Below are 20,796 nucleotides of genomic sequence, written 5' to 3'. Positions count from 1 at the left end.
CGCATTGCTCGAACACTTCCCCTTCGTTACAGGAGTGCGGTCCGCGGCTGGACCGCACTGCCAACAAGGAGGAAGCATGATCAAGAAGGTCGTCGCTGTTGCGGCTGCCACTGGTGGCCTGGTACTCGCTGGTGCGGGTATCGCCACCGCTGACGCTGGTGCTCAGGGCGCCGCTGTGGGCTCTCCCGGCGTGCTGTCCGGCAACAACGTTCAGGTGCCGGTTCACGTGCCGGTGAACGTGTGCGGCAACACGGTCAATGTGATCGGGCTTCTGAACCCGGCTATGGGCAACGCTTGCGGCATCAAGTGACGTTGTTCCTTTCTCCCTTAGGGGTGTAAGACCCGGGCGGCTCCGGGAGTGCGCGCCATGCACTCCGGGGCCGCCCGGTTGCTTGGCGCGCGGGCATGTCGCGCTCACGCGTGTTTTCGGACGGCACAAGTCAGGGGAACGAATCTATGCGACCGGTCGCGAAGAAGGGCCTGCTCACCATGGCCGCCGCCAGCGGCGTACTCGCCGTGACCAGCGGCTACGCCCACGCGGATTCGGCTGCCAGCGGTGACGCCAGAAACTCACCGGGCTTCCTGTCCGGCAACAATGTGCAGATTCCGGTGAACGTGCCGGTCAACGCCTGCGGCAACAGCGTGAGTGCCGTCGGGGCACTCAACCCGGTGATGGGCAACCGCTGTGTCCAGGATGACGGCGACGAGGCGGGCGACGCCGGCAGTAAGGCGCGCGACGCCGGTGGTAAGGCGGGCGACGCCGGTGGCAACGCGGGCGACGCCGGCGGTGAGCCACACGGCACCGGCGGCGAGGCCGGGCACGCGGGCAGTGGACACCCGGGCGGTGACCACCGCGCGGCCCCGCACCGCAAGCCGCCTGTCGGCCCCGGCACCTGGGCGCGGGCCCAGGCCGGCGCCTATGGCTCGCCGGGGGTCGGCTCGGGGAACAACATCGGGGCTCCGGTCGACATGCCGACGAACTCCTGCGGCAACAGCCAAAACGGCGCCGGCGTGCTCAACCCCACCATGGGCAACGCCTGCGGCGACCTCCCCGACATGCCGCACGACCCGGCATCCGCTGCCCTCCGCCGCCCGGCCGCTCCGCAGGCGCAGGCGGCCACGCAGCGGCCCGAGGCTCCGCGGAAGCGGGGCATGCCCGTGCGGTGGACGGCGACGGAGCGGGGTGTGGCGCTTGAGCCACTGCTGGTCCCGCCCCGGTGGAATGCTCCGCCGCAGCACGAGGCCGCCCCCAAGCACGAGGCTGCGCCGCAGCGGGAGGCCGCGCCGAAGCATGCGGCGGCTCCGAAGCACGAGGTCGCGCCGACGAAGGCGATCTTGGAGCAGCGGGATGCGGCGGCGAAGGCTAAGACGGCGCCGGAGCGGGAGGCTCCGCAGCAGCGTCGTGCGACGTCGAAGGAGCTCCCCCGGCCAGAGCGTGTGGCGCCGCCGCGGAAGGAGGCTCAGCCTCCGCAGGCTGCGGCTCCCCAGAGCGAGACCGCCCCGAAGCGCGAGGCTGCCCCGAAGCGGGAAGCCGCGCCGACGCAGGCGACCGCGCCGAAGCATGCGGCGGCCCCGAAGCGCGAGGTCGCCCCGAAGCAGGAGGCCGCACCCAAGCGCGAGGCCTCGCAGCAACGGGACGCGACGCCGAACCCGGAGGCTGCCCCGAAGCGGGAGTCCGCCCCCAAGCACGAGGCCGCACCCAAGCACGAGCCTGCCCCGAAGCAGGAAGCCGCGCCGAAGGAGGAGGCCCCGCAGCAGCACGAGGCTGCCCCCAAGCGCGTGGCTGCTCCGAAGCACGAGGGTGCTCCGAAGCACGAAGCCCCGCAGCAGCACGAGGTCGCCCCGAAGCGGGAGGCCGCACCGAAGCACGAGACCCCGCAGCAACGGGACGTGGCGTCGGAGCGGGAGGCTCCGAACCAGCGCCGTGCGACGTCGGAGGAGCCGCCTCGGCCGGAGCGTGTGGCGCCGCCGCGGAAGGAGGCTCAGCCTCGGCATGCTGTGGCTCCCCAGCGCGAGGCCGCCCCGAAGCGCGAGTCGGCCCCGCAGCAGGAGACCGCCCCCAAGCACGAGGCTGCGCCCAAGCACGAGGCTGCGTCGGCGCGCGAGAACGCCCCCCAGCGCGAGGCCGCTCCGCAGCGCGACATTGCTTCAGCGCTTGGGGCTTCGCCGCGGCGTGCGGCCGCCCCGGGGCGTGATGTCTCGCCGAACCGGGAGACGCTGGCACACCGCGGCGCGGCCTCGAAGCACGACGAGGTCGTGTCCGATCGCGGTGGGGCGCCGTCGCGGATGGAGACCGCCACGGAGCGTGGCGGCCAGATCGGCGAGTACGGGGCCGCGGCGCATGACGGCTCCTCGCCCTCACTGAACGCGGACGCCGAACGCACCGGTGATGGGCACAACAGCGCTGACGGAGTCGGCACTGGACGAGCCGCCGCGGAACAACTGGCTCAAACCGGCGGGGGCGGAGCGTTCACCGCTGTGCTTCCGACGAGCGCCGGACTGCTGCTCGCCGGAACAGTGCTCTACCGCAGGTCACGCGTGGGATAGCGGCGTCAGGACCGCCGTGCGCCCCCCCGAGCGGGCCACGCGCTGCCGAGAGCCGTGCGGCAGCGCGTGGAACCGGCTCCGGGCATGGCAGATCCCCACGGGCACGTCAGGTCAGGATGGGCAGGCACATGGGCAGGCACGGAGAATGGCCGGTAAACCCGGTAAACGGTGTGGGCCCCGGCTTCGTGGAGGCCCACACCGTTTCACCATGTAGCGCGCAGCTGCCGGATGATCCGGCGGCGCAACCGCACCTTGCGGCTGCCGTCAGGGTTGAGCCGCAGGCGGTCCAACTCCCAGTGTCCGTACTCGGCATGGTCGGTCAGTAAGCGTGTCGTCGCCTTCCGGGAGAGGCCCCGAGGAACGTACACGTCACAGAATTCGTATTCCGGCATCGCATCTATTGTGCGGGAACGGCCCTGGTGCGGATAGCGTCTGCACTATGTCTGATGCTGCGCAGCCATCCGCTGCCGAGGTACGCGCCGCCGCCGAAGCGGTCAAGGTCGCGCTGGACCGCCACCTCGACGCTGTCGAGCGGCGGGCCGGAGGGGACGACCCGGCCGTCTACGCCGCGTTCAACGAACTGGCCGCGGCTGCCGAGACCTACGATGAACTGCTCTATGACGCGTACGACGAAGTAACGCCTTTCGAGATCCCCGGCGACGACGACTTGCCCGCATACGACGGGCCGGAGGAGCCGAGCGCGCTCAGCGTGCTGATTCGCAGGGATTACGCGGTGGCGGAGCCGCACCGGTTGCTCTCCCAGGCGCAGCGGATCGCTGATCTCGACCCGGACGTGATCTCCGCGAACGGCCTGCCGGGCAACGGTGCCGCCGCCGCGGCCGTCGGCAGCAGCGTCCACGCCGCCCTCGGGGTGCTGTTCGGCGAGTACGAGCCCGACGAGATCGCCTCCCGCCACAAGGAATTCGGGCTGGAGGAAGGCGACTCCACGCTGTGGGTCGCGGCGGCCGACGAGCCCGCCGAGCCGGGGGAGTGGCTGGCGGCCCCCTTCGACCACGCTGACCCGCAGCGGGTTGTGTGCCGGTTCGACGTCAGCGCCGTCTTCGATGAGGAGGCCGACGACGTGGACGAGGACGACCTGGAAATCCTCGGCCCCGAGAACTGACCGTCCGGCGAGCTTCGACCGCTCCGTCCGGCGGACCCCGACCGCTGCCCAAGCGACCGGGCCGCGCCTCGGCCGCATCCCGGTCCGCCTGGCGGACCGCTCGGCGGACCCTGGCCGTCCGAGCCCCTCGGCCGTGGGCACCGCTCAGCCCACGGCCGGCATCGCGCGTCAGCTCACCCGGTCACCGAGCTCGCCCGGTCATCCAGCTCACCGGTTCATCCGGCGACGGGGTGCTGGGCCCGCAGGAGTGACCGCAGGCGCGTCGTGCGCTCCTTGGCTGGGACCTCGGTGACCGCGTGGGCGAGGGCCTGGCCCGCCCCGTGGACCACGGAGAGGTGCTGCTCGCCCCGGCTGAACGCGGTGTAGATCCAGGCCCGGGTCAGCACCGGGCCCGCGTCACCCGGCAGCACGACGACGGCGGCCGGCCAGCGGCTCCCGGCCGCCTGGTGGGCCGTGACCGCCCAGCCGTGCCGCACGGAGTCACTCACCCGCGCTCGGGGGACGACCAGTTCCTCGCCGCCGCAGTCCAGTCGCAGGCCCTCGGGGACAGCGGAGACGACTGTGCCGATCACCGTCCGGCCAGGGGCCGCGCCGAAGGCGACCCGGTCGCCGGGGTCGAAGCCGCCGAACCGGCCGGGGCCCGGGTTCAGCCGCTCCTTGAGCGCGGCGTTCAGCGCGCGTGTCCCGACAACACCGCCATGGCCGGGGGTGATCACCTGAGTGTCCGTTGTGGGAACGCCGATCGCCCGTGGCACCGAGTCCGCGACCAGCTGGACCGTGCGGTGCACTGCCTCGCCCGCGTCCCGCACAGGCACGATGACGACCTCCTTGCCGGGTGCTTCCACCTGGTTGAGCTCGCCGACGCTGATGCCGGAGACGAGTTCGCCGATCGGGCCGGAGTCCGGCGTACGGGAAACGACGTGCGGGCAGGCGCGGGCGGCTACCAGGTCGGCGAAGACCCGGCCGGGCCCCGCCGACCACAGCACACCCGGGTCGCCGCTCAGCGTGAGACGGCTGCCGTCGGGCAGCGATTCGACGAGCATGGCCGCTGTCTCGACATCGAGCTGCGACCCGTCCAGAACGGCGATGACATCCAGCGCCAGCGCGCCTTCCTCGTCCCGACCCGGCCCCTCGGCGCCCGACAGGAGCCCTGCGACCGTCACGGCCAGCGTCTCAGGGAGTCCGTGTGCACCGAACGCGGCGGCCAGCCGCCGACGCCCGTCGGCGCTGTGCGCGGCGGCGCAGGCCCGCAGCCCCTGGGCGTGCGCGGCGGCGACCAGGGCCACGGGTTCGGCGCGGGCCGCGTCACCGCCGCTGTGGGCGACGACCCCGCTCCCGGCGGCGGCGCGGAACAGCCCGGCGGCGGACGGCGACGGCGCCGCCTCGGCGGCTGCCTCCCAGCTCTCCGGCCCCGTGGCGGTTTCTTGCTGGTCAGGGCTGGGGACGGCGTGCGGATCGAAGGTGTTGATCAGCCGGGCGAGACCATCGGCCAGGCTCTCCTCCGCCAGCGCGTACCGATCGAGCCCGAGCAGCAGCCGGACCGGCTGCTCGTCCTCCTCCTCCCCGTCCGCGGGGACGGGCGCCGCCCCAGGGGTTTCCAGGGCGTCCTGGAAGACGAGCACCCCACCGTCCGCGACCGCGTCGCGCAGCGCCTGGTCCGGGTCGGGCACGGACTGCTTGGCGAGCGCGGCCAGCAGGGTCGAGGTCTCCAGCGCCGTATGGCCTTCGAGCGCCGCGCGCTCCAGCAACCAGCTGACGAGCGCCCGTGAGCGCCGCTCGTCGCTCGGGCCGCACTCCGGGCCCAGCAGGGCCCGCGCGAACCCGTCCGCGTGCTCCGGGCACACCCCGGGCACGCCGAGGAGCTGCCACGGGTCCTCGCGCAGCGCGTCGGCGGCCCGCTCACCGAGGGTCTGAAGGACCGGGACCGCCAGGTGCTCGGGGGCCCCGCCCGCCGCGAGCACCCGGCGCACCCCGGGCAGTCCCAACTCTTCCGGCGCCTCATCGACAGCCGTACGCCCGGCCGTCGTCCCCGCGTACGGAGAGCCGCCGCCACCCATGTCACCGTGCCCCAGGTCGCCAGGCCGCGCGTTGCCGGGCCGCGCCTCGTCGGGTCGTACGTCTCCGGGGGCGGCGCTCGGTCCGGCGCCGGAACCGGTGCCCGCGCCGACCGTGGGCGGGTGTGTCCTGGCGGTGTCCCCGGCCGCTCCGGCCGAGCCGTCGTGCCCGCTCCCGGAGCTCCGGTCAGACTCGGCCGAAGGGTCCGGCACTGAGTGGCCGGGCGGGGTGGGCCGGGCCGACGGACCGGCAGCGGTGGCTCGCTGGTGCGTGGCGTCACCGTCTCGGCCGGGCTGTTGCTGCGCCGCAGGGCCCCGCGCCGCCACGGCACCGCTCGCGTCACGGCCTGCGCCCGTCGCGCCCGGTGCGGCAGGGCGAGCCGGGGCGGCTCTGCGCGACGACTCGTTGAAGAACGAGGCCGCCGGGGCTTCACCCTTCTCCACCGCGCGCACCGCGGCGGCCAGCGCCTCGGCAGCGGGAGACCGTTTCTTACCGCTCTCGGCCTGACCGTCCTCGCTCCGACCGTCCTGGCTCCGACCGCCCGCGCTCGGACCGTCCTCGTCCCGACCGCCCGCGTCGCGACCGCTGCGGGCATGACCGCTCGTGGGCTGGTCGGCGGGTGCGGTGGGCTCATCGGACGCCCCCGGCTGACCGTCCGCCGCCTCCATCCCCGCCGCCGTCCCGGTGCCCGCCTCTGTTTCCGCCTCCACCGCTGTTTCCGCCTCCGGCTCTGTTTCCGCCTCTTCCGCTTCCGCCGCTGTCGCCGTCCCCGCGGCGGGGACTGAGCCGGCGACTGCCCCGCCCTCGGGCTCGGGCGCCGTCACCCCGGTCTCGGCCCCGGCCGCCATCGCCTCGCCGCCCGATGGCACACCGGCCTCGTCGGAGGCCGACCCGGGAGAGTCCGCCCCACCGGCAGCAGCCCCAGCAGAATCCTCCCCACCGGCACCAGCCACCTCACCAGCACCCGCGCCACTAGCACCCGCGCCACTAGCACCCGCGCCACTAGCACCCGCGCCACTAGCACCCGCGCCACCAGCACCCGCGCCACTAGCACCCGCGCCACTAGCACCCGCGCCACCAGCACCCGCGCCACCAGCGCCCGCCCCCTCCGGCGCCCCCGCGGCGCCGGCGGCCTCCGACGCCCCCGCGGCGCCGGCGGGTTCGGTGGAGGGCCGGGCAGCCGACGAGGTGGCGGGCGTGGACTCCTCCTCGGGGGCGGAGGTGGTCTCGCCGACGAGGCGGTCGGAACTCACAACGTGCTCCAGTCGTGATCGGGATAGTGGTGCACCGGCGCCGACACATCGTCGAGCGCTTGGCGGATCTCGTCAGGAAGCGTAAGCGCCTCCACCGACAGAGCCGCTCTGAGCTGCTGCGCGTTGCGCGCGCCGATGATGGGGGCGGTCACTCCCGGGCGGTCGCGGACCCAGGCGAGCGCCACGTGCAGTGCCGTGGTCGAGAGCCCGTCGGCGGCCGTGGCGACCGCGTCCACGACCCGGCTCGCCGCGTCATCGAGGTACGGGGCGACGAAGGGCGCCAGATGTTCCGAAGCGCCGCGCGAGTCCGCGGGGGTGGCGTGCCGGTACTTACCCGTCAGTACGCCCCGGCCGAGCGGAGAAGAAGGCAGTAAGCCGATGCCCAAGTCGAGAGCCGCCGGCAGCACTTCGCGTTCGATACCGCGCTGGAGCAGGGAGTACTCCATCTGGGTGCTGGCCAGCCGGGTGCGCACGCCCGGGGCCGCCAGTTGCCAGGTGGCGGCCTTCGCCAGCTGCCAGCCGCAGAAGTTCGAGACGCCCGCATAGCGCGCGCGGCCGCTGCTGACCGCGATGTCGAGCGCCTGAAGCGTCTCGTCGAGCGGGGTGAACGCGTCGAACGCGTGCACCTGCCACAGGTCCACGTAGTCCGTGCCGAGCCGCTCCAGCGAGGCGTCCAGCGCTGCGAGGAGATGCCCGCGTGAGCAGTCGAAGCGCCGGTCGGGGTCCGGCACGCTGCCTGCCTTCGTGGCGATCAGGAGGTCCCTGCGGGGAACGAGGCCGTCGATGAGCTGGCCCAGCAGATACTCGGCGCTGCCGTCGGCGTACACGTCGGCCGTGTCGACGAGGGTGCCTCCCGCGTCCCAGAAGGTCTTCAGCTGGTCGGCCGCGTCGTGTTCATCAGTGTCCCGCCCCCAGGTCAACGTACCGAGCCCGATTCTGGATACCCGCAGCCCCGTGCGGCCTAGGTGCCTCTGCTCCATGAACGTCGACACTACTGGCCGTACTCCGACCCGTCCTCGCCTGTGGATAACGCAACACTGACGCCTGCGGGGTATCCGCGCTACAGTCCCGGGAACAGCGACGTTACCGATCGGTAAGGGGTACGGGATGCGGCTAGGAATCAACCTCGGCTACTGGGGCGCCGGGATGGACGCGGACAACCTCGCGGTCGCCCAGGAGGCGGACCGGCTGGGCTATTCCGTCTGCTGGGCGGCGGAGGCGTACGGCTCCGACGCGCCGACCGTCCTGTCCTGGGTCGCCGCCCAGACCGAGCGGATCGATGTCGGCGCGGGCATCTTCCAGATTCCGGCACGTACCCCGGCGATGACCGCCATGACCGCCGCCACCCTCGACACGCTCTCCGGCGGCCGGTTCCGCCTCGGGCTCGGGGTGTCGGGCCCGCAGGTCTCCGAGGGCTGGTACGGCGTGAAGTTCGACAAGCCGCTCGCCCGCACCCGCGAGTACGTGGAGATCATCCGCAAGGCCATGGCGCGGGAGCCGCTCAGCCACGAGGGTGAGCACTGGACGCTGCCGCTCCCCGGTGGCCCCGGCAAGGCGCTCAAGCTGACCGTGCACCCGGTGCGTGAGCACATCCCGCTGTACATCGCCGCGATCGGTCCCAAGAACCTGGAGCAGACCGGCGAGATCGCCGACGGGGTGCTCCTGGTCCTCTTCGCGCCCGAGAGCGCCGAGGAGACCACCCTCGGCGCGCTGCGCGCCGGACGCGAGAAGGCGGGCAAGGAGCTCGCGGGCTTCGACGTGGTGCCCACCGTGCCGTTCGCCGTCGGCGACGACGTCGAGGCGCTGGCCGACCAGTTCCGCCCGTACACCGCGCTCTACGTCGGCGGCATGGGCAGCGCCAAGCAGAACTTCTACAACAAGCTCGCGCAGCGCATGGGCTACGAGAAGGCGGCCGCCGAGATCCAGGAGAAGTACCTCGCCGGTGACAAGAAGGGCGCCGCCGCGGCCGTGCCCCACGATCTGATCGACGCCACCGCGCTCGTCGGCCCCGTGGACCGGATCTCCGACCGGATGAGGGCGTACGCGGAGGCCGGAGTCACCACGCTGTCCCTCGCGCCCGCCGGGTTCACCCTCGACGAGCGGATCGCGGGCCTGCGGGCGGGCGTGGAGGCGATGGAGCGCGCCGGGCTGGCCTGACGCCGATCCTCGTACGGAGCCACGATCCTCGTACGGAGCCGCTGATCCGCTGTACGGAGTCGCTGTTCTCCGTCCGCGGCCGCCCGTATCTCCGTACGGGCGGCTGTTCCCTCTGCGGGGGTCTTTGCGGGGCGGCCGCCCTCACCTCTGGAGCCGCCGCCCCGAGTGGCGAGCCGCCGTCCGCGAGTACGGCGGCTCCGGCCACGTCTCGTACGGCGCTGGTGCCGCGTCCCGCACAGCATGGCGGGCGCGGCGGCCGCTTCGAGGAGGACTGCGGCCGTGGTGGGGGCTCGGGGGTCTTCCCCGCCACGGCCGTCACTGAGCACAACGCCTCGCCAGCGGCCTGGTTACGCCCCCGGGGCGTCCGCCGGCATCCCTCGTTTGGAGGAGTTCGTCGGCTGGCTGTTGCTCTGTGCGGCGTACGGTAATTGACTTGTTCTTCACGGATGTGTCGTGTGCCGCTCACGGAGGTAAACCGTCATGCTCTCGGCGCGCAGCGTTTTCCAGGAGATCCTCGACAACGACGACTCGTTCCAGCTGTTCTGTTCGATCGCGGCCAGCGGGGAGTCCCAGGGGGGCTGGGAGAACGGGCGCATCGCGGCGCTCGTTCCCCCGAGCCGGCGCGGGATGGCGGCGAAGATCACCAGGCATGGCGCCGACGAGGACAAGCACGGTCGGATCTTCCGTGCGCTGCTGCGCAAGCGCGGGCTGGAGGAGACCGGCGTCCCTCCGGAGACCGACTACACGATGCTGCTGGAGAACCAGGGCATCGGCCTGGCCCACGACAAGCTCCGCCGCGACGAGCCGCTGACCGAGCGGGACATCATCGTCTATCTGGCGCACAGCAGGGTCACCGAGCAGCGCGCCGCCGAGCAGATGCGGCTGCTGCGCAAGCACTTCGACGACCACCCGGAGCTGGGCCGCGCCGTCCGGATGATCTCCCACGACGAGGACAACCACCTCGCCTACTGCCATGAGGAACTGCTGCGGCTCGCCTCGGAGGGGCACGGCCAGATGATCCAGCGGCTGCTGAGGGAGAGCGCCCAGGCGGAGATCCGGGTGTACCGCGATGTGAGCCTCGCCGTGATGGCCCACATGGGGCGCCTCCTCGGCTGGCCGAAGGCGAAGGGGGCGCTGCTCGCCGCCGGAATCCACGCCGTGTACGCGTACGAGGCGCTGGGCGGCTGGCGCCGCATGGTCTCGCTGCGGACGCCGGAGCGGCGCGACGCGCTGGGCGGGTCTGCCGGAGCCGCCCCCGAGTTCGCGTAGTCCGCGCGGGGTCTCCAGTCGCCCCGCGGCCGCGGTTCAGAGCCAGCCGCGCCGTTTGAAGAGCCGGTGCAGCACGAAGATCGCGACGACCATCAGCAGTACGGCGGCCGGGTAGCCCCACACCTGCCGCAGCTCCGGCATGTGGTCGAAGTTCATTCCGTACACCCCGGCGATCATGGTGGGCACGGCGATCATGGCCGCCCACGCGGAGATCTTGCGCATGTCGTCGTTCTGCCGGACGCCCATCTGCGCCAGATGCGCCGAGAGGATGTCCGACAGCAACCGGTCGAGGCTGTCCACATGCTCGTTGGTGCGGGTCAGGTGGTCGCTGACATCGCGGAAGAAGGGCTGCGAGTCGCTGTCGACGAACGGCACACCCGCGCCGGCCAGCCGCGCCATCGGCTCCGTCAGCGGGCCCGTGGCGCGGCGGAACTCCAGCACCTTGCGCTTGAACGCGTAGATCCGGCCGGCCGACGACGAGAAGGAGCCGTCGTCCGGGGTGAAGACGTCGGTCTCCAGGGCGTCGAGATCGACGTGCAGGGCGTCGGCGACCTCCAGATAGTGGTCCACCACGGCGTCACTGACCGCGTACATCACGGCCGTCGGCCCGTGCTTGAGCACCTCCGGGCTCTGCTCAAGCCGTCCGCGCACGGAGCCGAGCGGGTTGGCCTCGCCGTGCCGCACGGTGACCACGAAGCAGTCGCCGACGAAGATCATCAGTTCCCCCGTGGTGACGCCGGCGGTCTCCTCCACGTACTGGATGGGCTTGAGGACCAGGAACAGCGAGTCGTCGTACACCTCAAGCTTGGGCCTTTGGTGGGCGCGCAGCGCGTCCTCCACTGCCAGCGGATGCAGCCCGAACTCGCTGGTGACGCGGTCGAACTCGTCTTGCGTCGGTTCGTACAGGCCAATCCACAGAAAGGATTCGCCTTCGGTCCGCGCCTGCTGGAGCGCGTCGGAGATGTCGGCGGGGCCCTCCGTCCGGCGCCCGTCGCGGTACACGGCACAGTCCACGATCACGCCGGGAATTCTTCCCCTCCTGACGCTTCCATGCATCGCCAGCGCCGTTTCGTACGCCCCGTCGGCGCCGGAGCGCGGGGTCGTACGCTGGCAGGCATGCCCACGCTGATCCTCATCCGCCACGGCCGGTCCACCGCCAACACCGCGGGAGTCCTCGCCGGATGGTCGCCCGGAGTCACCCTCGACGAGCGCGGCACCGCCCAGGCCGACGCGCTCCCCGGGCGCCTGGAGTCGCTGCCGCTCGCGGCCGCCGTCTCCAGCCCGCTGCCGCGCTGCCAGGAGACGCTGGCCCCGCTGCTCGCCGCGAGGCCGGGTCTCAGCTCGCACACCGACGAGCGCATCGGCGAGTGCCACTACGGCGACTGGACGGGCCGCAAGCTCGCCGAGCTGTCCGGCGATCCGCTGATGGAGACCGTGCAGCGGCATCCGTCGGCGGCGGTGTTCCCCGGCGCGGCGGGCGAGTCGATGCGCGCCATGCAGGCGCGCGCGGTGGACGCGGTGCGGGACTGGAACGCGCGCGTCGAGGCCGAGCACGGCGACGACGCCGCGTACGTGATGTGCTCGCACGGCGACATCATCAAGTCGGTCGTCGCCGACGCGCTCGGCATGCACCTCGACCTGTTCCAGCGGATCTCCGTGGAGCCCTGCTCGATCACCGCCATCCGCTACACCCGCCTGCGCCCCTTCCTGCTGCGCCTGGGAGACACCGGTGACCTCGCCGGCCTCGGCCCGCGCGAGAGTGCGGTCGAGGGCTGCTCCGGGGACGCGGCGGTGGGGGGTGGCGCGGGAGCACCGTGATCGCCACGCGCAGTAGGGTGGTGGCGCGACTGAGGCCACCGTCTCAGCGCGGAGCCAGCGGAGTCGGCGGTCGATTCCGCCGGTGCCAGCCGTCGAAGCCGTCGATACAAATGGAGCAGGACGTTGTCCCGTCAGGTGTTCCTCTATGACCCGCCGGACCGTTTTGTCGCCGGTACGGTCGGGCTGCCTGGCCGCCGTACTTTCTTCCTGCAAGCGTCCGCAGCCGGCCGCACCACCAGCGTCGCCTTGGAAAAGGCGCAGGTCGAGGCCCTGGCGGAGCGGATCGATGAGCTGCTTGACGAGGTGGTGCGACGCACCGGGGGCAACGCCCCGGTGCCCGCCGTGGCCCCCTCGGAGCTGTCGGACACCGCACCGCTGGACGTGCCCGTCGAGGAGGAGTTCCGGGTCGGCACCATGGCGCTGGCCTGGGACGGCGATGACCAGCGGATGGTGGTGGAGGCACAGGCGCTCGTCGAGCTCGACGCCGACACCGACGAGGACCTGGCCGAGGCCGAGGAACGGCTGCTGCAGGACGACGTCAACGGCCCGCCGATGCTCCGGGTGCGGCTGACCGGGACCATGGCGCGGGCGTTCGCCAAGCGCGCGCTCGAAGTCGTCAACGCCGGCCGCCCGCCGTGCCCGCTGTGCAGTCTGCCGCTCGACCCGGAGGGACACGTATGTCCGCGCCAGAACGGATACCGCAGGGGGGCCTGACGCCGCCCGCGTCGGCCGCGTCCGCACCGTCCCCTTCCGTGCCGTCCCCCGCGGGTCCGTTCGCCGTGCCGTCCCCCGCCGTGCCGCCGTACGAGCTGCTGGCGTCGGGCGAGCTGACGGTGCGCGGCCGGGTGACGGAGGCGTCCAACGCCGTGCTGTACTGCACGGTCACGGGCGCGGGCCGGTCCCTCGCCTGTGTGTACAAGCCGGTGGCGGGGGAGCGGCCGCTGTGGGACTTCCCCGACGGCGACCTCGCCCGGCGGGAGGTCGCCGCGTACGAGGTCTCCGAGGCCACCGGGTGGGGGCTGATCCCGCCGACGGTGCTGCGTGAGGGACCGTACGGCGAGGGGATGTGCCAGCTGTGGGTGGAGACGCCGGACGGTGACAGCGACCACCCGGGGCCGCAGCTGCTGGCACTGGTCGAGGGCGGGGAGCCGGGGCTCGGCTGGAAGGCCGTGGGGTACGTCGAGGTCGGTGAGGGCCGTACCGCGCTGCTGGTGCACTCCGACGACGAGCGGCTGCGCAGGCTCGCCGTGCTGGACGCGGTCATCAACAACGCCGACCGCAAGGGCGGGCACCTGCTGCCCACCGCCGACGGGCAGCTGTTCGCGATCGACCACGGGGTGACCTTCCACGCGGAGGACAAGCTGCGCACCCTGCTGTGGGGATGGGCGGGCGAGCCGCTGACGGACGAGGCGACCACCGTGCTCCAGCGACTTTCGGCCGACTTGGCCGACAACGGCCCGCTCGCCGCCCGCTTGGCGGAACTCATCACGACGGCCGAGACCGATGCCCTGCGCGGTCGGGTAGCCGATCTTCTACGGACCGGCCGGCACCCGGAGCCCAGCGGGCAGTGGCCCGCGATCCCCTGGCCCCCGGTCTGACCAGCATGGAGCGGGCGGGCGCGCAAGAGTGCCTATCGCGCCAAGAGAGCGGGTCCGGTTCGTAGCCGGATGCCGCGTCCGGTTACGCTCATGTCATGTATGCCTGGCCCGCTTCTGAGGTTCCCGCCCTGCCCGGCAAGGGCCGCGACCTCCGGATTCACGACACAGCGACCGGAGGGCCGATCACCCTCGACCCCGGTCCCGTCGCCCGCCTCTACGTCTGCGGCATCACTCCGTACGACGCTACCCATATGGGTCACGCGGCGACTTACAACGCGTTCGACCTCGTCCAGCGCGTGTGGCTCGACACCGAGCGGCAGGTGCATTACGTCCAGAACGTCACGGACATCGATGACCCACTGCTGGCGCGGGCCACCGAGAACGGCGACGACTGGACCGCGCTCGCCGAACGGGAGACCGCGCTCTTCCGCGAGGACATGACCGCGCTGCGGATGCTTCCGCCCCAGCAGTACATAGGCGCCGTCGAGTCGATACCCGACATCGTGCCGCTGGTGGAGCGGCTGCGGGACGCGGGCGCCGCCTATGAGCTGGAGGGGGACATCTACTTCTCGGTGGAGTCCGACCCAGACTTCGGCGGGGTCTCGGGCTACGACGCCGAGGTGATGCGGCGGCTGTCCGCCGAGCGCGGCGGCGACCCGGAGCGCCCCGGCAAGAAGAACCCGCTCGACCCGATGCTGTGGACGGCCGCCCGCGAGGGCGAGCCGAGCTGGGACGGCGCCTCCCTCGGCCGCGGCAGGCCCGGCTGGCACATCGAGTGTGTGGCCATCGCCCTGAAGTACCTGGGCATGGGCTTCGACGTGCAGGGCGGCGGCTCCGACCTGGCCTTCCCGCACCACGAGATGGGCGCCTCGCACGCCCAGGCGCTCACCGGGGAACGCCCCTTCGCCAAGACGTACGTCCACGCGGGCATGGTCGGCCTCAATGGCGCGAAAATGTCCAAGTCCAAGGGCAATCTCGTCTTCGTCTCCACGCTGCGCCGCGAGGGCGTGGACCCGGCGGCCATCAGGCTCTCCCTGCTGGCGCACCACTACCGCGCCGACTGGGAGTGGACGGACGACGTGCTGCGCGAGGCGCGGGAGCGTCTCGCACGCTGGCGCGCGGCCGTCTCCCGGCCTGACGGGCCGACGGCGGACGCGGTGGTCGAGGAGATCAGGGAAGCGCTGGCCGACGACCTCGACGCCCCGGCGGCGCTGGCCGCTGTGGACCGCTGGGCCGCCCGCCAGGCGGCCGAGGGAGGCACGGACGAGGGGGCGCCCGGCGTGGTCTCGCGCGCCGTCGACGCGCTTCTCGGCGTCGCCCTCTGAGCGGCTGAGCCGCCCGCTCCGCCCCGTCCCTCCACCGGCTGCCGAAAGCGGCAGGGCGCCCCCCTCGGGGAGCGCCCTGCCGCTTTCGTCCTGACCGGTTCAGTTACCCGTTCTCGTCACGCCCGTCACCCTTGCCGCCGTCGCCCTTGCCGCCGTCGGCCTCGCCGGAGGGCTCGGATTCGCCGGAGCCGGAGCCGGAGCCGGAGCCCGCGCTCGGGCCCGAGTCGGCTTCGCCCGCGCCGTCCGGTTCCCTGGTGCCCCTGGAACTCCTCGGCTCCTTCGGCGCCTTAGGCTCCCTGGGCTCCTTCGGGTCGGCAGCCGGGCCACCGTCATCGGAGGAGTCGGCGGCGCCGGAGGAGCGCGGAGCGTCCGCCGGGTCCTCCTTCGGGGCCGGTCTCGCCGGGCGCGTACGGCCGCTGCTCGCGTCCCGCAGGTACGAGCCGCCCTCCCGGTCCCGCCCGTCCGCGACGCCGCCCGTCTCGGTCGCGTGGCCGCCGGGCCCTGGATGCCCGTCACGGCGGCGCAGATACCGCTCGAACTCGCGGGCGATGGCCTCGCCCGTGGCCTCCGGCAGCTCGGCCGTGTCACGGGCCTCTTCCAGCGACTGCACGTACTCGGCCACTTCGGAGTCCTCGGCCGCCAGCTGGTCCACGCCCAGCTGCCAGGCGCGCGCGTCCTCCGGCAGTTCGCCGAGCGGGATACGCAGTCCGATCAGATCCTCAAGGCGGTTCAGCAGCGCCAGGGTCGCCTTCGGGTTCGGCGGCTGGGAGACGTAGTGCGGCACCGCCGCCCACAGGCTCACCGCCGGGACCCCCGCGTGCGTGCACGACTCCTGGAGGATGCCGACGATGCCGGTCGGCCCCTCGTAGCGGGACTCCTCAAGATCCAGGCTGCGGGCCAGGTCAGGGTCCGAGGTGACGCCGCTGACCGGCACCGGCCGCGTGTGCGGGGTGTCACCGAGCAGCGCCCCGAGGACGACGACCATCTCCACACCCAGCTCGTGCGCGAAGCCCAGGATCTCGTTGCAGAACGAGCGCCAGCGCATGCTCGGTTCGATGCCCCGTACCAGGACGAGGTCGCGTGGCTTGTCGCCGCCGGTCCGCACCACCGAAAGCCGGGTGGTCGGCCAGGTGACCTTGCGGACACCGCCGTCCAGCCAGACGGTGGGCCGGTTGACCTGGAAGTCGTAGTAGTCCTCGGCGTCGAGCGCCGCGAAGACCTCGCCCTTCCATTCCCGGTCCAAGTGCCCGACTGCGGTGGAGGCGGCGTCTCCCGCGTCGTTCCAGCCCTCGAAGGCACAGATCATGACCGGGTCGATCAGCTCGGGGACCCCCTCAAGCTCGATCACCCAGCGCCTCCTTCCGACCGGGGCGGTCGGGAGTGACCCCCGCCGGTTGCAGTTCCATTTGCGTGCGCCCCAAGCCTACGGGTTCCACCAGCTCCGGCCGCAGCCCTTGTGGGCTCATAGCGTTTAGCTCATAGCGTGGAGCGGAGCCACTGCTCGACGCTCGCGATGTGCACGGTCGACCAGGAGCGGGCCGCCTCCGCGTCCCTGGCGCGCAGCGCCTCGACGATCGCCCGGTGCTCGCGCAGCGTCCGGCTGACCGCGTCCTTCTGTGTGAGGCCCCGCCAGATCCGGGCCCGGTTCGTCGAGCCCGAGAGTCCGTCAAGCAGTGAGCACAGGACGGAGTTCCCGGCGGCCCGCACGATCGTCCGGTGGAACTCCACGTCGCTGGCGACCAGTTCCTCCACGGAAGGCTGCTCCCCGAGGGCGTCCAACTGCTCCGTGAGGACGTCCAGTTCACTGTCGCTGATGCGGGAGCAGGCGAGCGCGGTGGCGGCCGGTTCGAGGATGCGGCGGACCGCGAAGAACTCCAGCACCGTGTCGTCGCGGTGGAAGTCCACGACGAAGCTGAGGGCTTCCAGCAGCAGTTGCGGGTCGAGGCTGGTCACATACGTGCCGTCGCCCTGCCGTACGTCGAGGATGCGGATCAGGGACAGGGCGCGCACGGCCTCGCGCAGCGAGTTGCGGGACAGTCCGAGTTCGGTGGCGAGTTCACTCTCCTTGGGGAGCCGGTCGCCCGGCCGCAGCGCGCCGGAAACGATCATTCCCTTGATCTTCTCGATCGCCTCGTCGGTGACCGCCACGGTGGACCTCCCGAAAACATCCTACGTATGAAGGTCATTATGGGGTCCGCCGCCCACCCTGGCCGGTCCGGAAGGCCGCCCAGTCCTCGCCGACCGCCGCGGAGTCCACGTGACCCCGCCGAGGCGCCCCCTCGGACGGCCCGGCGCCACGGGGTGAGCAAGGCGCCCTCGTACGGGAAACAGAGAAGCCCCCGTGCGGCGAGACTGGGGAAAAGAAACGAAGAAGCGAAGAAACGGATGAGGGGAGAGACCCCGGCCGGAGTCTCTCCCCTCATGTCACGTCGCGCTCACGCGGCCCGCCGGGCCGCGTGAGTCCCGGCCTCAGCCGCGCAGCATGTCCTCGACCCTCGCGCGGACCTCGGCGGTGTCCAGGCCGCGGACGGTGAGCGTGGTGCGGCGGCGCAGCACGTCGTCGACCGTCTCGGCCCACTCGTGGTCGCGGGCGTAGACGACCTGCGCCCAGATCTCCGGTCCTTCGGGGTGGATGCGCTCGCCGAGCGCCGGGTCCTCGTCCACCAGGCGGGCGATCTCGAAGGAGAGCGAGCCGTAGTGGGTGGCGAGCTGCCGGGCGGTGAGCGGGTCCATCCGCACGCCGGGCTCGCGGTCCACGAGCAGCCGGTGCGCGACCGCGTTCGGGTTGGCGATGCCGGGCAGCGGCACCCGGCGGGGCAGCTGCGAGAGCGGCTCCATATCCGCCGTGAGCGGCCCGCCGGGGAGCTTGGCCAGCTTCTGCATGACCATGCGGCCGATGTGCCGGTACGTCGTCCACTTGCCGCCCGCGACGGACAGCATGCCGCCGGTGCCCTCGGTGACGACGGTCTCCCGCTTGGCCGACTCGGTGCCGCCAGGGCCGCCGGGCAGCACGCGCAGACCCGCGTAGGCGTAGTTGATCAGGTCGCGCGACAGGTGCTCGTCGCGGACGGAGTACGCCGCCTCCTCCAGGATCTGGTCGATGTCGGCGTCGGTGGCGCGCACGTCCGCCGGGTCGCCCTCGTACACCTCGTCGGTGGTGCCGAGGAGCAGCTGGTCCTCCCACGGCAGGGCGAAGGTGATGCGGTACTTGTCGACCGGGGTCGACATGGCGGCTTTCCACGGCGCCTTCCGCTTGAGCACGACGTGCGCGCCCTTGGAGAGCCGGATGCTCGGCGCCGAGGCCTTGTCCTCCATGGTGCGCAGGTGGTCCACCCACGGCCCGGTGGCGTTGAGGACGATGCGGGCGTCCACCCCGAACTCGTCGCCGTCGAGGCGGTCCTTCAGCTCCGCGCCCGTGACGCGGCCGTCGGTGAAGCGCAGACCGCGCACCTCGGCGTGGTTGAGCACGACGGCGCCGGACTCGACCGCGGCGCGCACGGTCATGACGGCGACCCGGGAGTCGTTCATCTGGTGGTCGCCGAAGTACGCGACGGCCTTGAGGTTCTCCGTGCGCAGCGCCGGGATGTCGGCCACGGCCTTGGACCGGGGGATGATCCGGCCGACGCCGTCGCCGAAGGCGGACAGCGCGGAGTAGGCGAAGACACCGGCGCCGAGCTTGGCGGCGCCGTGCGGGCCGCCCTTGTAGATAGGCAGGTAGAAGCTGAGCGGGTTGACCAGGTGCGGGGCGACGTCCTTGGCCAGCACCCGCCGCTCGTGGTGGTTCTCGGCGACGAGCTTGACCGAGCCGGTCTGCAAGTAGCGCAAACCGCCGTGGACGAGCTTGGACGACGCGGAGGAGGTGGCGCCGGCGAAGTCACCGGCGTCCACCATGGCGACCCGCAGTCCGGACTGCGCGGCGTGCCAGGCCACCGAGGTGCCCAGAATGCCGCCGCCGATCACCAGGAGGTCGTACGTCGCGCTGGACAGCCGGTCCCGGGTTTCGGCGCGGTCCTGGTGGGGACCGGCAGCCGGGCGCGTCCCGGTGTCGGGGACGCTCTGCAGGGTGCTCATGTTTACTCCTCGTCTTCGATCCAGCCCATGGACCGCTCGACGGCCTTGAGCCAGTTCTTGTACTCGCGGTCGCGAACGTCCGCTTCCATACGGGGTGTCCACTCGGCGGCGCGGCGCCAGTTGGCACGCAGCGCGTCGGTGTCGGGCCAGAAGCCGACGGCGATGCCGGCGGCGTAGGCGGCGCCGAGTGCGGTGGTCTCGGCGACCATCGGGCGCACCACGGGTGCGTCGAGGAAGTCCGAGAGGGTCTGCATCAGCAGGTTGTTGGAGGTCATTCCGCCGTCGACCTTGAGCGCGGTCAGTTCGACGCCCGAGTCCTTCGTCATGGCGTCGACGATCTCGCGGGTCTGCCAGGCGGTGGCCTCAAGTACGGCACGGGCGATGTGCGCCTTGGTGACGTACCGGGTGAGTCCGGCGATGACGCCGCGCGCGTCATCGCGCCAGTACGGGGCGAACAGGCCGGAGAAGGCGGGCACGAAGTAGGCGCCGCCGTTGTCGTCCACGGAGCTGGCGAGCGTCTCGATCTCGGCGGCGCTCTTGATCAGGCCCATCTGGTCGCGCATCCACTGCACGAGCGACCCGGTGACGGCGATCGAGCCCTCAAGGGCGTAGACCGGGGCCTGGTCGCCGATGCGGTAACCGACCGTCGTCAACAGGCCGTTGTAGGAGTTGACGGGCGCGTCACCGGTGTTCATCAGCAGGAAGGTGCCGGTGCCGTACGTCGACTTGGCCTCGCCCTTGTCGAAGCAGGTCTGGCCGAACAGCGCGGCCTGCTGGTCGCCCAGCGCGGACGCCACGGGCACCCCGGCGAGGGCGCCGCCGGACGCGTTGCCGTAGACCTCGGCGGAGGAGCGGATCTGCGGCAGGACGGCTGCCGGGATCTCCATCGAGGCGAGGATGCGCTCGTCCCAGTCCAGGGTCTGGAGGTTCATCAGCATGGTGCGGGAGGCGTTGGTGACGTCGGTGACGTGCACGCCTCCGTTGGGGCCGCCGGTGAGGTTCCAGATGACCCAGGAGTCCATGGTGCCGAAGAGGATCTCGCCCGCCTCGGCACGCTCGCGCAGGCCCTCGACGTTGTCGAGCAGCCAGCGGATCTTCGGGCCCGCGAAGTACGAGGCGAGCGGGAGGCCGGTCTCGCGGCGGAAGCGGTCGGCGCCGACGTTGCGGCCGAGTTCCCGGCACAGGGCGTCGGTGCGGGTGTCCTGCCAGACCAGCGCGTTGTGCACCGGCTCGCCCGTGGCCTTGTCCCACAGCAGCGTGGTCTCACGCTGGTTGGTGATGCCGATGGCCTTGACGTCGGCGGAGGTGATCTCGGCCTTGTCGATGGCGGCGGCGACGACCTCCTGGACGTTGGTCCAGATCTCGGCCGCGTCGTGCTCGACCCACCCGGGCTTGGGGAAGATCTGCTCGTGTTCCTTCTGGTCGACGGCGACGATCCGGCCGTCTCTGTCGAAGACGATGCAGCGGCTTGACGTGGTGCCCTGGTCGATCGCGGCGATGAACGGGCCGTGGCCGTGGGAAGAGGCGCCGGGCCCTGAGGTGAAGTCCTGGGTGTCGGTCATGATGTGCGGCTCCTGCTG

Annotated in this window: 17 protein-coding genes; 9 read left to right on the top strand and 8 right to left on the bottom strand. The window is 72.1% G+C overall.

What is annotated here, in order from left to right:
• The first annotated feature begins 76 nt into the window (after positions 1–76).
• Both chpH and AC5P1B_RS05130 read left to right on the top strand, forming a co-directional pair.
• A complete protein-coding gene (gene chpH / locus AC5P1B_RS05135) occupies positions 77–310 on the top strand; it encodes a chaplin ChpH (protein WP_493885052.1) in 234 nt (77 codons plus the stop codon).
• A gap of 146 nt (positions 311–456) precedes the next feature.
• Positions 457–2,547, top strand: coding sequence for a chaplin (locus tag AC5P1B_RS05130; RefSeq protein WP_493885050.1), 2,091 nt, complete (start codon positions 457–459; stop codon positions 2,545–2,547).
• A gap of 203 nt (positions 2,548–2,750) precedes the next feature.
• Here the strand turns inward: AC5P1B_RS05130 and AC5P1B_RS05125 are convergent, their stop codons facing one another.
• Positions 2,751–2,939 (bottom strand): DUF5703 family protein, encoded by a 189-nt coding sequence (locus AC5P1B_RS05125; RefSeq protein WP_493885048.1) that lies wholly within the window; start codon positions 2,937–2,939, stop codon positions 2,751–2,753.
• Between the two features lie 47 nt (positions 2,940–2,986).
• Between AC5P1B_RS05125 and AC5P1B_RS05120 the strand changes: the two genes are divergently transcribed.
• Positions 2,987–3,670 carry a hypothetical protein gene (locus AC5P1B_RS05120; protein ID WP_493885047.1) on the top strand — a complete coding sequence of 228 codons (684 nt, stop codon included), beginning with the start codon at positions 2,987–2,989 and terminating at the stop codon, positions 3,668–3,670.
• Positions 3,671–3,885: 215 nt separating this feature from the next.
• Here AC5P1B_RS05120 and AC5P1B_RS05115 read toward each other — a convergent pair whose 3' ends face one another.
• Entirely contained in the window at positions 3,886–6,393 is a 2,508-nt protein-coding gene (locus tag AC5P1B_RS05115) for a helix-hairpin-helix domain-containing protein (protein WP_493885423.1), read from the bottom strand.
• Between the two features lie 581 nt (positions 6,394–6,974).
• A complete protein-coding gene (locus AC5P1B_RS05110; protein ID WP_493885045.1) occupies positions 6,975–7,958 on the bottom strand; it encodes an aldo/keto reductase in 984 nt (327 codons plus the stop codon).
• A 127-nt stretch (positions 7,959–8,085) separates the two neighbouring features.
• Here AC5P1B_RS05110 and AC5P1B_RS05105 point away from each other — a divergent pair, with 127 nt between their 5' ends.
• Together AC5P1B_RS05105 and AC5P1B_RS05100 are read left to right on the top strand one after the other, a co-directional pair.
• Positions 8,086–9,135, top strand: coding sequence for an LLM class F420-dependent oxidoreductase (locus AC5P1B_RS05105; protein ID WP_493885043.1), 1,050 nt, complete (start codon positions 8,086–8,088; stop codon positions 9,133–9,135).
• A 480-nt stretch (positions 9,136–9,615) separates the two neighbouring features.
• Positions 9,616–10,404 carry a ferritin-like domain-containing protein gene (locus AC5P1B_RS05100; protein WP_493885041.1) on the top strand — a complete coding sequence of 263 codons (789 nt, stop codon included), beginning with the start codon at positions 9,616–9,618 and terminating at the stop codon, positions 10,402–10,404.
• Positions 10,405–10,440: 36 nt separating this feature from the next.
• Here AC5P1B_RS05100 and corA read toward each other — a convergent pair whose 3' ends face one another.
• The gene (gene corA, locus AC5P1B_RS05095) at positions 10,441–11,433 is read right to left on the bottom strand and encodes a magnesium/cobalt transporter CorA (RefSeq protein WP_493885421.1); all 993 of its coding nucleotides are present in this window, start codon (positions 11,431–11,433) and stop codon (positions 10,441–10,443) included.
• An 87-nt stretch (positions 11,434–11,520) separates the two neighbouring features.
• Between corA and AC5P1B_RS05090 the strand changes: the two genes are divergently transcribed.
• The 4 genes from AC5P1B_RS05090 to mshC all read left to right on the top strand — a co-directional run bounded on the left by AC5P1B_RS05090 (position 11,521) and on the right by mshC (position 15,145).
• Entirely contained in the window at positions 11,521–12,222 is a 702-nt protein-coding gene (locus AC5P1B_RS05090; protein WP_493885039.1) for a histidine phosphatase family protein, read from the top strand.
• A gap of 123 nt (positions 12,223–12,345) precedes the next feature.
• Positions 12,346–12,936 carry a DUF3090 domain-containing protein gene (locus AC5P1B_RS05085; RefSeq protein WP_493885037.1) on the top strand — a complete coding sequence of 197 codons (591 nt, stop codon included), beginning with the start codon at positions 12,346–12,348 and terminating at the stop codon, positions 12,934–12,936.
• Positions 12,900–13,820 (top strand): SCO1664 family protein, encoded by a 921-nt coding sequence (locus AC5P1B_RS05080; RefSeq protein ID WP_493885035.1) that lies wholly within the window; start codon positions 12,900–12,902, stop codon positions 13,818–13,820. The genes AC5P1B_RS05085 and AC5P1B_RS05080 overlap by 37 nt, the downstream gene beginning before the upstream one ends.
• A gap of 95 nt (positions 13,821–13,915) precedes the next feature.
• Positions 13,916–15,145, top strand: a complete 1,230-nt coding sequence (mshC, locus tag AC5P1B_RS05075; RefSeq protein WP_493885033.1) for a cysteine--1-D-myo-inosityl 2-amino-2-deoxy-alpha-D-glucopyranoside ligase — start codon at positions 13,916–13,918, stop codon at positions 15,143–15,145.
• Positions 15,146–15,248: 103 nt separating this feature from the next.
• On the opposite strand, the gene AC5P1B_RS05070 is transcribed toward mshC, so the two are convergent.
• The 4 genes from AC5P1B_RS05070 to glpK all read right to left on the bottom strand — a co-directional run bounded on the left by AC5P1B_RS05070 (position 15,249) and on the right by glpK (position 20,778).
• Complete coding sequence (locus AC5P1B_RS05070; protein WP_493885031.1) at positions 15,249–16,493, bottom strand: PAC2 family protein; 1,245 nt, start codon at positions 16,491–16,493, stop codon at positions 15,249–15,251.
• 128 nt (positions 16,494–16,621) lie between these two features.
• On the bottom strand, positions 16,622–17,293 hold the full coding sequence (locus tag AC5P1B_RS05065) for a FadR/GntR family transcriptional regulator (protein ID WP_493885029.1): 672 nt from the start codon (positions 17,291–17,293) through the stop codon (positions 16,622–16,624).
• Positions 17,294–17,614: 321 nt separating this feature from the next.
• A complete protein-coding gene (locus AC5P1B_RS05060; RefSeq protein WP_493885027.1) occupies positions 17,615–19,216 on the bottom strand; it encodes a glycerol-3-phosphate dehydrogenase/oxidase in 1,602 nt (533 codons plus the stop codon).
• Between the two features lie 2 nt (positions 19,217–19,218).
• Positions 19,219–20,778 carry a glycerol kinase GlpK gene (gene glpK, locus AC5P1B_RS05055; protein WP_493885026.1) on the bottom strand — a complete coding sequence of 520 codons (1,560 nt, stop codon included), beginning with the start codon at positions 20,776–20,778 and terminating at the stop codon, positions 19,219–19,221.
• Positions 20,779–20,796 lie beyond the last annotated feature (18 nt).

The sequence above is a fragment of the Streptomyces sp. A01 genome, from assembly GCF_059026195.1.
The sequence above is the reverse complement of the archived record's forward strand: the minus strand, read 5'-3'. Positions and strand labels throughout refer to the sequence as shown.

Bases quoted from the DNA above. Each gene is read 5' to 3' on its own strand.
- AC5P1B_RS05090 (WP_493885039.1), top strand. From the start codon at position 11,521: ATGCCCACGCTGATCCTCATCCGCCACGGCCGGTCCACCGCCAACACC.
- chpH (WP_493885052.1), top strand. From the start codon at position 77: ATGATCAAGAAGGTCGTCGCTGTTGCGGCTGCCACTGGTGGCCTGGTA.
- AC5P1B_RS05130 (WP_493885050.1), top strand. From the start codon at position 457: ATGCGACCGGTCGCGAAGAAGGGCCTGCTCACCATGGCCGCCGCCAGC.
- AC5P1B_RS05060 (WP_493885027.1), bottom strand. From the start codon at position 19,216: ATGAGCACCCTGCAGAGCGTCCCCGACACCGGGACGCGCCCGGCTGCC.
- AC5P1B_RS05115 (WP_493885423.1), bottom strand. From the start codon at position 6,393: ATGGAGGCGGCGGACGGTCAGCCGGGGGCGTCCGATGAGCCCACCGCA.
- glpK (WP_493885026.1), bottom strand. From the start codon at position 20,778: ATGACCGACACCCAGGACTTCACCTCAGGGCCCGGCGCCTCTTCCCAC.
- mshC (WP_493885033.1), top strand. From the start codon at position 13,916: ATGTATGCCTGGCCCGCTTCTGAGGTTCCCGCCCTGCCCGGCAAGGGC.
- AC5P1B_RS05120 (WP_493885047.1), top strand. From the start codon at position 2,987: ATGTCTGATGCTGCGCAGCCATCCGCTGCCGAGGTACGCGCCGCCGCC.
- AC5P1B_RS05105 (WP_493885043.1), top strand. From the start codon at position 8,086: ATGCGGCTAGGAATCAACCTCGGCTACTGGGGCGCCGGGATGGACGCG.
- AC5P1B_RS05110 (WP_493885045.1), bottom strand. From the start codon at position 7,958: ATGGAGCAGAGGCACCTAGGCCGCACGGGGCTGCGGGTATCCAGAATC.
- AC5P1B_RS05125 (WP_493885048.1), bottom strand. From the start codon at position 2,939: ATGCCGGAATACGAATTCTGTGACGTGTACGTTCCTCGGGGCCTCTCC.
- AC5P1B_RS05080 (WP_493885035.1), top strand. From the start codon at position 12,900: ATGTCCGCGCCAGAACGGATACCGCAGGGGGGCCTGACGCCGCCCGCG.
- AC5P1B_RS05100 (WP_493885041.1), top strand. From the start codon at position 9,616: ATGCTCTCGGCGCGCAGCGTTTTCCAGGAGATCCTCGACAACGACGAC.